We start from the raw sequence: 12,675 nt of genomic DNA on the forward strand, positions 1-12,675 counted from the left end.
TGTTCGCCGCTCTGGTTTCTGACCCGGATCATGAAACGTCCCGCTGTCCAGTCAAGTCGATGACAACGCGCGAGGAGTCGAGTTTCGACAACGCTGACGCATACTGACCCGCGCGCGATGTGACGACCACCATTTCCGCCCATGCTATCAGTTCATCGACGTCATCGGCGAGCAAGCCTTCGAGACCGTCCAGCGCATCGTCTGTGTAGTCATGCCGGGTCGCCAGCCTCCGCCCGCGCGACACATCTGGATCGAACGCGCGGACAGCGCATCCTGCCTTGAAAAGCCGCTGCGCCAGCGTCGCGATCGGGCTGCCGCGAAGATCGCCGACCCCCGCCTTGTAGGCCAATCCCAGAAAAGCAATGCGGGACGCCCCCGTGCCAAGGATCCGGGAACAAACGCGGGCAATGACGTGTTCGTTGCTCTCGGCAATATGAGCCAGGACCGGAACGTCCAGACCGTTCGACCGGCACCATTGCGTCAGAACATCGACATCCTTGGGCAGGCATGGCCCGCCGAAAGCAAAGCCGGGCTTGAGATAAGCCGGTGAGATATTGAGCACGGTGTCGGCGCAAAAGATCGTCATCACCTCGCGGCTATCCACATTCGCAACCCGGGAGAGCGCATCCATTTCGTTCGCGAACACCACCTTCAGGGCATGCCAGGAATTGTCGGCGTATTTGACGGTTTCGGCAACTTCGGCGCTGGTGCGGAATATCCGGGATTGAATCCCGCCATAGATCGACGCCAGCCTGTCGCCCGTCCGAGTGTCGATTTCGCCGATGACAATGCGCGACGGGTTGCGGAAATCGGCAACCGCCGAGCCTTCGCGGGTAAATTCCGGATTGTTCGCCAATCCAAAGGCCTCGCCGGCCAACCCTCCGGTTGCATGTTCCAGCAAGGCGAGAAAACGGCCGCGTGTCGTGCCAGGAAGCACGGTCGAGCGGATAACGACCGAATGAAATGCCGTCTTTGCCGCAATCGCCTCGCCGATTTTCGCCACAACGGTTTCGACCGCGGAAATATCCTGTGTGCCATCCGGATTGCGCAAGGTGCCGACGCACACGAACGTCAGATCCGTTTCCGCCACGGCGCGCGCGATGTCGGATGTCCCGCGCAATCGGCCGGTGCGCCAGACTTCGGCGAGCAGGTCATCAATCAGCGGCTCGAGAACGGGCGCGCGCCCCTGCGCGAAAAGATTCACCTTTCCGGGATCAAGATCGACGCCAACCACCTCATGGCCCAGTTCGCAAAGGCAGGCGCCGGTCACCGTGCCGACAAATCCCAAACCAACAACGCTGATCTTCAAGACAATCTCTCTTGATAATGAAAGCGCCCATTGGACCTGAGACGCCGAGATTATTCCAAATTTTTTTCTTATCGGCTCGCCAAATACGGCGCGCAGAAATTATCTCAATTCGCCCGCAGAAACACAAACTCGGTCTCATCATAAACGCGACGTTCCCGTTCCTCAAAGCCCTCAGGTGCGGCAAAGCCGGCCGCCTTCGATTCCTCGACCACAACAAGCGCGCCCGGCGTCAGCCAGCGGCCGTCCCGCAGCGATATGACTGCTTTTTCGGCAAGCCCACGGCCATAGGGCGGATCGAGAAACACCAGGGAGAACGGCTCGACCGGATAGGCCGGCCCAAGATTGGTCGCATCGCGGCGATAGACCTTGGTCACGCCGCCCAGCCCCAGCGCCTCGACATTGTTGCGCAGCAGCGCCCGCGCTTCCGCGCCGTTGTCGACGAACAGCGTGAAGGCTGCGCCGCGCGACACCGCTTCAATGCCAAGCGCGCCGGTGCCCGCAAACAGATCGAGCACCCGCGCGCCGTCGATGGGGTTGTCATAGGCGTGCATCAGGATGTTGAACAGCGACTCGCGCAGACGATCCTGTGTCGGACGAATCTCGTTCGACGACGGCGAGGCAATGTTGCGGCCCCTGAGGCGACCACCGACAACACGCATGACTAACCACCGTGATGCCCGGCCTTGTGCCGGGCATCCACGTCTTTTTCACCGGGTTTCGCAGAAGACGTGGATGGCCGGGACAGGCCCGGCCATGACGCCTTGAGAATTGAGGATTGCGCGCGAACGATCACGCTCAGTCTTCCGTGGTGTCTCTGGGCTTCAGGTCGCGCTTTCCTTTATAGCCGCGCGTCGGGCGGCGCGGCACGCCATAGCCGCCGGCTTCCTCCTCGTTGCGGGCACGCGCTCCTTCGCTGCCCGCGCGCGTCACCAGGATCTTCCGGCCCTTGCGATCCGCAATCAGCGCATTCTTCGTGCCAGCAGGTTTGACCCTGCCCTTTCCGCGCGGCGCATCGTCGTCTTCAGCAGCATGCTTGACGGGCTTGTCGAATTGCGCGCCCGACATCGCGACGATCTTTTCGCCGAGTTGCTCGCGCAGCACCCGCGACTTGATCTCCTCGACCTGCCCTTCCTCGATTTCGCCGAGCTGGAACGGACCATAGGAGACGCGGATCAGGCGATTCACCTCGAGGCCGAGATGCGCCATGACGTTGCGCACTTCGCGATTCTTGCCTTCGCGGATCGCGAACACGATCCAGACGTTGGAGCCCTTGTCGCGCTCCAGCGTCGCTTCGATCGAACCGTATTTGACACCGTCGACTTCGACGCCGTTCTTGAGCTGATCAAGCTGCGCCTGCGTGACATCGCCATGGGCGCGCACGCGATAGCGACGCAGCCAGCCGGTGTCGGGATGTTCGAGCGCCCGCGACAGCCCGCCGTCGTTGGTCAGCAGCAGCAGGCCCTCGGTGTTGAAATCGAGGCGGCCGATGCTGATGAGGCGCGGCAAGCCCTCGGGGAGATTGTCGAACACCGTGGGACGTCCTTCCGGATCGTCATGGGTCGTCATCAGGCCGCGCGGCTTGTGATAAAGAAACAGCCGGGTGCGCTCGCGCTCTGGCAGTGGCTTGCCGTCGATGGTGACGACGTCATTGGCCGTGACGTCGAGCGCGGGCGAGTTGATCACGCGGCCATTAACCGCGACACGGCCCTGCGTGATCCATTCCTCGGCATCGCGGCGCGAGCAAAGGCCCGCACGGGCGACGATCTTGGCGATACGCTCGCCGGATTTTTTCTTTTCCGGCGCGGCGCGCAGCGCGCGCTTGTCGGTGTCGGGTTTGCGCTCACGGTACTCGCCACGCCCGCCGAAAGCGGGCCGCTTGACGAAAACCCTGGAGTCGTCCTCGTTGTCGCGGCGCGGACGATCATCCCGGCGTGTCTCGCTGCGCGGATGTTCATGCCAGTCAGACCGTTCTGCGCTGCGCCCGCGCGGGGCGCGGTCCTCACGCGGGCTGTCGGAACGCGGACGGGAGAAACGCGGACGTTCGCTTGAGTCGCGTTCTCCACGGTTGCCGAAACGCGGCTTGTCGAACCCGCCTTCGCGGCGTGGCGGACGGCTGTCGCGACGATCATCACCACGCTTCTGCCACGGCTTGTCATTGCCGCGATCTTCGCCGCGGCTGAACTCCCGGCGCGGTCCACGATCCGGCGCACCACGCCGATCATCGCGGCCGGAACGTGGCCGATCATCGCGGTTGAAACGCGGGCGTTCGTCGCGTTGCGGACGATCATCACGATTGAAACGTGCCGGGCGTGAATCGCCGCCCTCACCGCGCGGCGTATAAGCCCGCTTCTCACCGAACGTCCTGTCCCCGAACTTCTTGTCCTGAAATCGTCCAGCGCCTGCGCTGCGCGGCGCGCGGTCATCACGGTCTCGCGGCTTGAAGGAGCGGCCTTCACCACGATCCTCGCGTGGTTTGAACGCGCGTCCCTCGCTGCGGTCGCCGCGCGGTTTGAACGAGCGCCCTTCGGCCCGATCCTCACGCGGCCGGAACGGACGCCCCTCACCGCGATCACGCGAACCGAAATCCTTGCGCGGCCCGCGCTCGGCGCCCTCCTTGCGGAAATCATCACGCTTGCCGGCGTAAGCGCGCTTCTCGCCATAGGGACGCTTGTCGCCCGACGGACGCTTGTCCCCAAATTTCCGGTCACCGAATTTTTTATCGCCACGCGGACCGGACGATCGCGCCGGACGATCGTCGCGCGAGCGGCCTTCACCACCGCGCGAGCCTGCGCCGCCTACGCGTCCCCCGCCACCGGCCTTGAAGCCCCGCCCCGCTCCGCCATCACGGCGCGGCGGACGGCCGTTGTTTTTGTCGTTGTCGCGAGGCATGAATGTTCTCTCAGAGCGTTGGCGGAATAGGACTGTCGCGCAACGCGAGAATGGCTGGCGGCACGCGCCCCTTGTAAATCAGGGCGCATTTTCGCGCAAAACCGGTCTCGCGTTTGCTGAAGGCGCTCTCCTAACAGAGTTTATCGCCGGAAACGAGGCATGACGGCACAATCTTTCATGGATTTGGCCCTGAAACAGGCCGAAATCGCCGAATCCGCCGGGGAAGTGCCCATCGGCTGCGTCATCGTGCGGGACGGCGTGGTGATCGCACAGGCGGGCAACCGCACCCTCGCCGACCGAGACCCGACCGCCCATGCCGAAATCCTGGCGATCCGCGAGGCGGCCCGTATCACCGGCAGCGAACGGCTGACCGGCTGCGATCTCTATGTCACGCTGGAACCCTGCACCATGTGTGCCGGGGCCATCTCCTTCGCCCGCATCCGGCGGCTTTACTACGGCGCAAGCGATCCCAAGGGCGGCGCAGTGGATTCGGGCGTGCGCTTCTTCGCTTCGCCCACCTGCCATCATGTGCCGGAAGTCTATCCCTCGGTCGGGGAAACGGAATCTGCCGCGCTGCTGACGAATTTTTTCAAGGCTCGGCGCTAAAACAGATTGATCTTCATGCCCTCATGCGAGGCGTCGAGGCCGAGCCGGACATAGAAGCGCTGCGCATCGGCCCGCCGCTTGTCGGTCGTGAGCTGCAACTGCTTGCAGCCCCGTGCACGCGCCTTCGCGATCACAGTATCCATCATCTGCTCGCCGATCCCTAGGCCGCGCAACGAGCGGTCGACGCGCACCCCTTCCACCTTCGCGATCCAGCTTCCGTGATAGGACATGCCGGGAATGAAGGTAAGTTGCAGGCAGCCCATCACCTCGCCCTGATGGTCCCAGACGTAAAGCGTGTTGTTGGGGTCGGCGGCGATGGCGTCGAATGCGGCTTCATAGGCCGCCATGTCGCCGGAGAAATCCTCCCGCCCGCGCGCGACTTCATCGTCCGCCAGCATCTCGACGATCCGGCGGATATCCTCGCGGCGCGCTTCACGTAACGGCATTCAGTTTTTCTCCGAAAAGAACTTTAACAATGCGTCGGCGGTTGCTTGCGGGTTTTCTTCCGCAAGAAAATGACCTGAATCGATCGGCTGGCCGCTGACATTCGCCGCCCATTTGCGCCAGGTGTCGAGCGGACTGGAGGCCGACGCGGCAATGCCCGCGCCGCCCCACAGCGCCAGCAGCGGCACGGTGATCTTGTTGCCAGCCTCGGCGTCCGTCTTGTCCTGCTCGAAATCGGTGTAAGCGCCGGCGCGATAATCCTCACATGCGGCATGAATGCGCAGCGGATCGCGAAACGCTGTCAGATAATGCTCGACCGCGCGCGGATCGAACGGATTGGGCGCATCCTGCTTCGCCCAGCTTCTAAAGGTGCGGCCGAAATAGTCATCCGGATTCGATGCGATCAGGTTTTCAGGCAGCGGATGAGGCTGCGCCAGAAAAGCCCAGTGATAAATGCGCAGCGCAAAGCCGCGGTCCATTTTCAGCCAGTAGTCGTAGGTCGGCAGGATATCCAGCGTCGCCAGCCGCGACAGCCGTCCCGGATGATCCAGCGCCAGCCGATAGGCCACACGCCCGCCGCGGTCATGACCCGCAAGGCCGAAATGCACATGGCCGAGTTGTTCCATCGCCTCGACCATGACCTGCGCCATGGCGCGCTTGGAGAACGGCGTGTGGTTCTCGTCGGTCTTCGGCACATCGGACCACCCGTAGCCGGGCAGGTCCGGAATCACGAGGGTGAATTTGTCCGCCAGCATCGGCGCGACCCGGTGCCACATCACATGGGTTTGCGGATAGCCGTGAAGCAGCAGCAGCGGCGGCCCCTTGCCGCCGACCCGCGCGAAAATGCGGCCGCCGCGCGTGCTGATCCATTCAGACGCGAAACCGGGAAACAGGTCTGCAAGGTCGGGCATGGATCAGTTCTCCGTCTTCACGACGCCTTCACTCGCGCAATGGTCGACATCGCGGTTTGAACACCGTCCGGGGCTTTCTATTCCCTCTCCCGCTTCACCGCCTGCCAGCCGATATCGCGGCGGCAGAAGCCTTCCGGCCACCGAATGCGATCAATGGCTGCATAGGCGCGGCGCTGGGCGTCGCTCACGGTCTTCGCGGTCGCCGTGACATTCAGCACGCGGCCGCCATTGGCGAGAATCTTGTCGCCGTCCGCCTTGGTGCCGGCATGGAATATCTCCACGCCTTCGACCTTCGCGGCCTCGCCGAGACCTTCGATGACCGTGCCCCTGGAATAATCGCCCGGATAGCCCTTCGCGGCCATCACGACGGTGAGCGCCGGTTCCGGATGCCAGCGCAGATCGAAATGCTTCAACTCGCCATCGACGGAGGCCAGCAGCGCGGGCACGAGATCCGACATCAGACGGATCATCAGCACCTGCGTTTCCGGATCGCCGAAACGCGCATTGTATTCGATCAGCTTCGGACCATCCTTCGTAATCATCAGCCCTGCGAACAGCACGCCCTTGTAGGGCATGCCCATGGCTTTCATCGCACGCAGCGTCGGCAGGATGATCTCGGTCATCGTACGCTCGCGGATCGCATCGGTGAAAACCGGTGCGGGCGAATAAGCGCCCATGCCGCCGGTGTTCGGTCCCTTCTCGCCGTCGAAGGCGCGCTTGTGGTCCTGCGCGGCCACCAGCGGCAGTGCATTCTCGCCGTCGCAGAGCACGAAGAACGAAGCCTCCTCGCCTTCCATGAATTCCTCGACGACAGCCTCCGCGCCCGGTGTCGCAAACAACGCTTCGACGGCAGCTTCAGCCTCCGCCAACGTCATCGCCACCACAACGCCCTTGCCAGCCGCAAGGCCGTCGGCCTTCACGACAATCGGCGCACCCTGCCTGCGGATATAGGCCTTCGCGGCCTCGCCATCGCGAAACCGCTCATAGGCGGCGGTCGGAATGTTGTTTGCCTTGCAGATATCCTTGGTGAAGCCCTTGGAGCTTTCCAGTTGCGAGGCCGCCTTGCTCGGCCCGAAGGCCTTGATGCCCACCTTCGCGAGATCATCGACAATGCCCGCCGCCAGCGGCGCTTCAGGTCCGACCACCACGAGATCGACCTTGTTGGCCTTGCAGAAGTCAACTACCGCGGCATGGTCCACCACATCGAGCGCGACACATTCGGCGTCCTGCGCGATGCCGGCATTGCCGGGCGCGCACCACAATTTGGAGAGCAGCGGCGAGGCCGCCATTTTCCACGCCAGCGCGTGCTCACGCCCGCCGGAACCGATCAGAAGGATATTCATGGATAAGGGTCGAACCGCAGTTTCTGGAATGGTACAAGGGTTTATCATGACACTTCCCAGCCGCAACCGATTCGACTGACCATGCCTGCCGCGCCCGCTGAAATTCTGTCCAATTCACCGGAATTCACCGTTTCCGAGCTGTCCTCGGCGCTGAAGCGTACGGTGGAGGACACCTATGGCCATGTGCGGGTGCGCGGCGAAATCTCGGGCTTTCGCGGGCCGCATTCCTCCGGCCACTGTTACTTCGCGCTGAAGGACGACAGCGCCAAGATCGAGGCCGTGATCTGGAAGGGCGTTCATGGCCGGATGCGGTTCAAGCCGCAGGAAGGCCTGGAGGTCATCGCCACCGGCAAGCTGACCACTTATCCCGGCTCGTCGAAATACCAGATCGTGATCGAGGCCATCGAGCCTGCCGGCGTCGGCGCGCTGATGGCGCTGATGGAGGAGCGCAAGAAGAAGCTCGCCGCCGAAGGCCTGTTCGACGAAGCGCGCAAACAGCTTCTGCCATGGCTGCCCGAGGTCATCGGGGTGGTGACGTCGCCGACCGGCGCGGTGATCCGCGACATCCTGCATCGCCTCGAGGACCGTTTCCCGCGCCGCGTGCTGGTCTGGCCGGTGCGGGTGCAGGGTGAGGGTTCCGCCGAGCAGATCGCGGCCGCGATCCACGGTTTCAACGCACTGGAGGACGGCGGCAAAATTCCGCGTCCCGACTTGCTGATTGTCGCGCGCGGCGGCGGCTCGCTGGAAGACCTGTGGTCGTTCAATGAAGAGATCGTGGTGCGGGCGGCTGCCGAGAGCATGATCCCGCTGATCTCGGCCGTTGGCCACGAAACCGACGTAACACTGATCGACTTCGCCGCCGACAAGCGCGCGCCGACGCCGACCGCGGCAGCGGAAATGGCCGTGCCGGTGCGGGCTGAACTGTTTGTCGAAGTCACATCGCTCGCGCGGCGCAGCCTCGCCTCATGGCAACGCATCCAGGAGCATCGCCGCAGCGAGTTGCGCAGCGCCTCGCGCGCGCTGCCAAAACTGCACGACCTGCTGGCCATCCCGCGTCAGCGCCTCGACCGCGCCAGCGCGCAATTGCCGCGCGCGTTGCGCGCCAATGCGCATGTCTATGAGCGGCGACTCTCCGCCATTGGCGGACGCCTGACCGTGACCACGCTGCGCTCGCAGATCGACCGTGGCAAGGAGCGTGTGGAGCGGCTGGCCGCAAGCGCGCGTCGCTGCGCCGATCTGCACATCCGGCAGCGCGAGACACGGCTGAAATATGTCGCGCAGCTTCTCAATGCACTGTCCTACAAGGGCGTGCTGGATCGCGGCTTCGCGCTGGTGCGCGACGAACATGGCCAGCCGCTCCACGCCGCTGCGAGCGTCGATAACGGGCAGCGCCTGACCATCGAGTTCGCGGACGGCCGCGTCAGCGCGACAGCGGATGGCGATGGAACGCCTGCCGCGAAGCCGAAAGCAGTGCCGGCAAAGCCCGCGTCAAAGCGCACCACCGATTTCGGCGTGAAAAAGGTTCAGGGCGATCTTTTTTGAGGTTCGGCGGCGGCGCGGCGCAGCACCAGACGCCTCAATCAGGGGTTTCCCGCACCGCCCGGCCAACCTATATTTGACCCAACTCTCCGGACCACATCTGCCGGACCCCGACAAGGACCATCATCGTGCTCAATAAATTCGGGCCTTCCGGCCAGGGCGAAGCGCAGGTCGAATATCTCGACGGCGATTTTCGCGTGACCTCCCCCGGCTCCTATGTGCGCTGCGCCATCACCGGCGAACACATTCCGCTGGATGAGCTGAAATACTGGAGCGTCGACCGGCAGGAAGCCTATGCGACCCCGGAAGCCGTGCTGCAGCGGCACTATCCGGCGCAGCTCAAGAAGGCTTGAGGCCTATTTTTGCGCGCGCCTTGGTCAACCGCGCGATTACGAAATTCTTCAGCATTGTATCGTCGTCGAACGCCAGCGTGACAGCGAAGACCGCGATCCTGTCGGCGTATTGGCGCAAACGAACATCGCTACGGATGCGCGCCATGTCCTTTTCGGTCGTGATCAGCACCAGCGACTTTGCCGCCGCAGTTAATGCCAATCGCGCGACTTCGTCCGGCGTGAACGGATGATGATCGGGAAAGGCCTTTTCCTCGATCACATCCACGCCATTCGCACGCAGCGTCGCGAAGAACCGCGCCGGATCGCCGATCCCGGCGAAAGCCAGCACGCGCTGTCCCCGCAGTTTCTCTATGGACGTCTGATCGGGCACAACCCGCGCGCGCAGCACGGACGCGCCCTGCCTCGCAACATCGGTGGCGATGCCATCGGCTGCATCGCCCGCCCCGATCACAATCAACGCATCTGTGCGCGCGATCTGCGGAGGCAAAGGCGCGCGTAACGGGCCCGCAGGAAACACACAGCCGTTACCGATACCGCGCGACGCATCGATGACAATCAGCGAGGCATCCTTGACCAGTGCCGGATTCTGGAAGCCGTCATCCAACAGAACCACGGTTGCGCCCTGCGCGCGCGCCAGCGCCGCGCCTGCGGCGCGATCACGAGACACAATGACTGGCACCTGCGCCGCCATCATCAACGGCTCATCGCCGACATCGGCAGCCGTATGCCCAGCACCATCGACACGAACAGGTCCTGACAGCGCCCCGCCATAGCCTCGGCTGACCACAGACGGCTGTTCGCCGAGGTCGCGCAGCAGCTTCGCAAGCGCGAGCGTTGTCGGCGTCTTGCCCGCGCCGCCGACGTGATAATTGCCGATGCAGAAAACAGGGAGTTCGGCGTGTGCGCCGGTGCGCGCCATGCGCTGCGCCGTGATCGCGCCATAGATCGCGCCGAAAGGCGTCAATAGTCGCGACATCCACGATGGCGGCCGATACCAGAAGGCCGGCTCACGCATCGGCGCTGCCTCCCTCGAGCCGCAACTGCAGCAGATAAGGCTCCAGCGCGTTCAGCGTCTTGTCCAGCGCGCCGCCGAGCCGGTTCACAACGCCTTCGGCGGCATCGACCGAGCGCTGCCGGGCAACCGGATTGACCAGCAACTGGCCGAGTAGTTTGACGAAATCCTCATCGGTCTCGGCACGCACCGCACCGCCGGACTGATCCAGCGCCTCGTAGATATCGCTGAAGTTGAACACATGCGGCCCGTGCAGAATGGCCGCACCGAGCTTGATGCCTTCAATCGGATTCTGTCCGCCATGCGGCACCAGCGAGCCGCCCATGAACACCACCGGCGCGATCCGGTAAAACAGGCCCAGTTCGCCCATCGTATCGGCGACATAGATGTCCGTCGCGCCGCCCGGCAATTCGTCCCGCGAGCGCAGGGCGACCTGCAGTCCAGCGTCCGCCACCATCTGCGCAATGGCCGGGCCGCGCTCGGGGTGGCGCGGCACGATGATGCTAAGGAGTTGCGGCAGCCGCTGCGCCAGCCGGCGATGCGCATCGAGCACGATTTCATCCTCGCCAGGATGCGTGGACGCCGCGACGAAAATCTGGCGGCGCTGCGCCGCTTCCTTCAGGCGCTCCAGCTTGCGGACATCCGCAGGCAGCGCCTCGACATCGAGTTTCAGATTGCCGGAGGTGACAACGTTGGGACAGCCGAGCGCCGCGAAGCGTTCCGCGTCCCTGTCCGATTGCGCAAGGCAGAGATCGAAACATTCCAGCAGCGCGGAAATCGTGCCGCGCAGTTTCTGCCAGCGCGGAAACGAGCGCGGCGACATCCGGCCATTGATGATGACCATGGGAATGCGGCGCTCGGCGCTGGACAGGATCAGGTTGGGCCAGATATCGGATTCGATGAACAGCGCGAGACCGGGCTTCCAGTGATCGAGAAAGGCCGAGACGAAACGCGGCGAATCGAACGGCACATATTGATGGATCACGTCCGGCGGAAAGCGCCGGGCCACGATCGCGGCCGATGTGACCGTTCCCGACGTCAGCAGGATGCGGATGTTGAGCGCACGCAGCCGCTCGATCAATCCGGCGGCGGCCAGCACCTCGCCGACGCTTGCGCCATGAATCCAGATCAGCGGTCCCGCCGGGCGCTCGATGCTCGCAACACCGCGCCGCTCGCCAAGACGTTCGGGATCTTCCTTGCCGCGCTTCAGCCGGCGCGCGATCAGCGGCGCCGCAAACGGCGCGGCAAGCGCCGACAGCCGCCGGTAGGTCGCAAGCGTCGCTGGCAGCGCGCTAGGCATGAAGACCCTCGTCCGGACGGCCGACCAGCGTGTAGGCCCGTCGCGTCACATCGTTCAACCGTTCTTCGAGCTGCAGCCGCAACGCCTGCATGGTTTCGTTGTCCGCATCGCGCGGCACCCAGATCAGGTCCGAGCCTGCGATAACGCCGCGCCCGAATGGCAAATGAATGACCGAGCGGTCCCAGTTATTCAACCGCTTGAACCGGCTGGTGGCAATCGCCACCGGCAGGATCGGGCGGCCGGATTCCCGCGCCAGCATGATGATGCCGAGGCCCGCCTTGCGTGACACCTTCGGCACGTCCGCCGTCAGCGCCATGTTGACCTTTTCTTCTTCCAGGACCCTTAGCATCGCCTTGAACGCGGTCACGCCACCCTTGCGATGAAATTCGGTGCCGTGATCGCCGGAGCCACGCACCGTTCCGACATTGAGGCGCTCGGCGGCGATGGCATTGATCTCGCCGTCGCGGTGGCGCGAGATCAAGACCTTGGCCTTGTATTCCTTGCGCTTGAGGAACGGCATCATGAAATGCTGACCATGCCAGAAGCCGATGATCAGCGGCATCTCGGGTTCCATGCGCTTGTAGACCTCGGGCGGGTCCAGCGTGAAGCGATTGGTCAGCCACACAAAGCGCAGAAACTCAGCCGCGATGAAACCCGCGACATGCTGCAGCCAGCTTGCGCGGCCCAATTTTCGGAGTGCAGTTTTCAAGTGGAGGATTTCGCGTCTTGGCCCGGATCGAGCAGCCGGTGGAGATGGACGATGAAGTAACGCATGTGGGCGTTATCGACCGTCTGCTGGGCCTTGCTCTTCCACGCGGCATAAGCGGTGGCATAGTTCGGGAACAGGCCCACGACATCGACCTTGTCGAGATCCTTGAAGGTCACATGATCGAGGTCGAGAAGTTCGCCGCCAATAACGAGGTGAAGCAACTGCGGTTGCACAGCTTCGGACATGAGATGCTTTCCTAA

13 protein-coding genes are annotated in these 12,675 nt (G+C 63.6%); 3 read left to right on the top strand and 10 right to left on the bottom strand.

The genetic code is table 11. The features are described 5' to 3' along the window. Positions 1–28: 28 nt before the first annotated feature. The 3 genes from HMPREF9696_RS12620 to HMPREF9696_RS12630 all read right to left on the bottom strand — a co-directional run bounded on the left by HMPREF9696_RS12620 (position 29) and on the right by HMPREF9696_RS12630 (position 4,198). Positions 29–1,309 (bottom strand): nucleotide sugar dehydrogenase, encoded by a 1,281-nt coding sequence (locus HMPREF9696_RS12620; protein ID WP_002713405.1) that lies wholly within the window; start codon positions 1,307–1,309, stop codon positions 29–31. Between the two features lie 104 nt (positions 1,310–1,413). Continuing rightward, the gene (gene rsmD / locus HMPREF9696_RS12625; RefSeq protein WP_002713406.1) at positions 1,414–1,968 is read right to left on the bottom strand and encodes a 16S rRNA (guanine(966)-N(2))-methyltransferase RsmD; all 555 of its coding nucleotides are present in this window, start codon (positions 1,966–1,968) and stop codon (positions 1,414–1,416) included. Positions 1,969–2,104: 136 nt separating this feature from the next. Further along, positions 2,105–4,198 carry a pseudouridine synthase gene (locus HMPREF9696_RS12630; protein ID WP_002713407.1) on the bottom strand — a complete coding sequence of 698 codons (2,094 nt, stop codon included), beginning with the start codon at positions 4,196–4,198 and terminating at the stop codon, positions 2,105–2,107. Positions 4,199–4,357: 159 nt separating this feature from the next. On the opposite strand from HMPREF9696_RS12630, the gene HMPREF9696_RS12635 reads away from it, so the two are divergent. Then, positions 4,358–4,804, top strand: a complete 447-nt coding sequence (locus tag HMPREF9696_RS12635; RefSeq protein WP_002713408.1) for a nucleoside deaminase — start codon at positions 4,358–4,360, stop codon at positions 4,802–4,804. On the opposite strand, the gene HMPREF9696_RS12640 is transcribed toward HMPREF9696_RS12635, so the two are convergent. The 3 genes from HMPREF9696_RS12640 to purD form a co-directional block, all read right to left on the bottom strand. Further along, positions 4,801–5,250 carry a GNAT family N-acetyltransferase gene (locus tag HMPREF9696_RS12640; protein ID WP_002713409.1) on the bottom strand — a complete coding sequence of 150 codons (450 nt, stop codon included), beginning with the start codon at positions 5,248–5,250 and terminating at the stop codon, positions 4,801–4,803. The genes HMPREF9696_RS12635 and HMPREF9696_RS12640 overlap by 4 nt on opposite strands. Further along, positions 5,251–6,159 carry an alpha/beta fold hydrolase gene (locus HMPREF9696_RS12645; protein ID WP_002713410.1) on the bottom strand — a complete coding sequence of 303 codons (909 nt, stop codon included), beginning with the start codon at positions 6,157–6,159 and terminating at the stop codon, positions 5,251–5,253. It lies immediately after the preceding gene. 77 nt (positions 6,160–6,236) lie between these two features. Next, positions 6,237–7,502 carry a phosphoribosylamine--glycine ligase gene (gene purD / locus HMPREF9696_RS12650; protein WP_002713411.1) on the bottom strand — a complete coding sequence of 422 codons (1,266 nt, stop codon included), beginning with the start codon at positions 7,500–7,502 and terminating at the stop codon, positions 6,237–6,239. Between the two features lie 81 nt (positions 7,503–7,583). Here purD and xseA point away from each other — a divergent pair, with 81 nt between their 5' ends. Beyond that, positions 7,584–9,044 carry an exodeoxyribonuclease VII large subunit gene (gene xseA / locus HMPREF9696_RS12655; protein ID WP_002713412.1) on the top strand — a complete coding sequence of 487 codons (1,461 nt, stop codon included), beginning with the start codon at positions 7,584–7,586 and terminating at the stop codon, positions 9,042–9,044. 125 nt (positions 9,045–9,169) lie between these two features. Continuing rightward, complete coding sequence (locus tag HMPREF9696_RS12660; RefSeq protein WP_002713413.1) at positions 9,170–9,394, top strand: DUF2093 domain-containing protein; 225 nt, start codon at positions 9,170–9,172, stop codon at positions 9,392–9,394. On the opposite strand, the gene lpxK is transcribed toward HMPREF9696_RS12660, so the two are convergent. From lpxK to HMPREF9696_RS12680, 4 genes are read right to left on the bottom strand one after another with little or no spacing between them, the layout of a single operon-like run. Beyond that, positions 9,381–10,409 (bottom strand): tetraacyldisaccharide 4'-kinase, encoded by a 1,029-nt coding sequence (gene lpxK / locus HMPREF9696_RS12665; RefSeq protein WP_002713414.1) that lies wholly within the window; start codon positions 10,407–10,409, stop codon positions 9,381–9,383. The genes HMPREF9696_RS12660 and lpxK overlap by 14 nt on opposite strands. Further along, positions 10,402–11,706, bottom strand: coding sequence for a 3-deoxy-D-manno-octulosonic acid transferase (locus HMPREF9696_RS12670; RefSeq protein WP_002713415.1), 1,305 nt, complete (start codon positions 11,704–11,706; stop codon positions 10,402–10,404). The genes lpxK and HMPREF9696_RS12670 overlap by 8 nt, the downstream gene beginning before the upstream one ends. Continuing rightward, a complete protein-coding gene (locus HMPREF9696_RS12675; protein ID WP_002713416.1) occupies positions 11,699–12,415 on the bottom strand; it encodes a lysophospholipid acyltransferase family protein in 717 nt (238 codons plus the stop codon). Before HMPREF9696_RS12675 ends, HMPREF9696_RS12670 begins: the two co-directional genes overlap by 8 nt. Then, the gene (locus HMPREF9696_RS12680) at positions 12,412–12,660 is read right to left on the bottom strand and encodes a DUF4170 domain-containing protein (protein ID WP_002713417.1); all 249 of its coding nucleotides are present in this window, start codon (positions 12,658–12,660) and stop codon (positions 12,412–12,414) included. Before HMPREF9696_RS12680 ends, HMPREF9696_RS12675 begins: the two co-directional genes overlap by 4 nt. Between the last annotated feature and the right edge of the window lie 15 nt (positions 12,661–12,675).

Origin of the sequence: Afipia clevelandensis ATCC 49720, from assembly GCF_000336555.1 — a bacterium.
Lineage (GTDB): Bacteria > Pseudomonadota > Alphaproteobacteria > Rhizobiales > Xanthobacteraceae > Afipia > Afipia clevelandensis.

Bases quoted from the DNA above. Each gene is read 5' to 3' on its own strand.
- rsmD (WP_002713406.1), bottom strand. From the start codon at position 1,968: ATGCGTGTTGTCGGTGGTCGCCTCAGGGGCCGCAACATTGCCTCGCCG.
- HMPREF9696_RS12630 (WP_002713407.1), bottom strand. From the start codon at position 4,198: ATGCCTCGCGACAACGACAAAAACAACGGCCGTCCGCCGCGCCGTGAT.
- HMPREF9696_RS12635 (WP_002713408.1), top strand. From the start codon at position 4,358: ATGACGGCACAATCTTTCATGGATTTGGCCCTGAAACAGGCCGAAATC.
- HMPREF9696_RS12640 (WP_002713409.1), bottom strand. From the start codon at position 5,250: ATGCCGTTACGTGAAGCGCGCCGCGAGGATATCCGCCGGATCGTCGAG.
- HMPREF9696_RS12645 (WP_002713410.1), bottom strand. From the start codon at position 6,159: ATGCCCGACCTTGCAGACCTGTTTCCCGGTTTCGCGTCTGAATGGATC.
- purD (WP_002713411.1), bottom strand. From the start codon at position 7,502: ATGAATATCCTTCTGATCGGTTCCGGCGGGCGTGAGCACGCGCTGGCG.
- xseA (WP_002713412.1), top strand. From the start codon at position 7,584: ATGCCTGCCGCGCCCGCTGAAATTCTGTCCAATTCACCGGAATTCACC.
- lpxK (WP_002713414.1), bottom strand. From the start codon at position 10,409: ATGCGTGAGCCGGCCTTCTGGTATCGGCCGCCATCGTGGATGTCGCGA.
- HMPREF9696_RS12670 (WP_002713415.1), bottom strand. From the start codon at position 11,706: ATGCCTAGCGCGCTGCCAGCGACGCTTGCGACCTACCGGCGGCTGTCG.
- HMPREF9696_RS12680 (WP_002713417.1), bottom strand. From the start codon at position 12,660: ATGTCCGAAGCTGTGCAACCGCAGTTGCTTCACCTCGTTATTGGCGGC.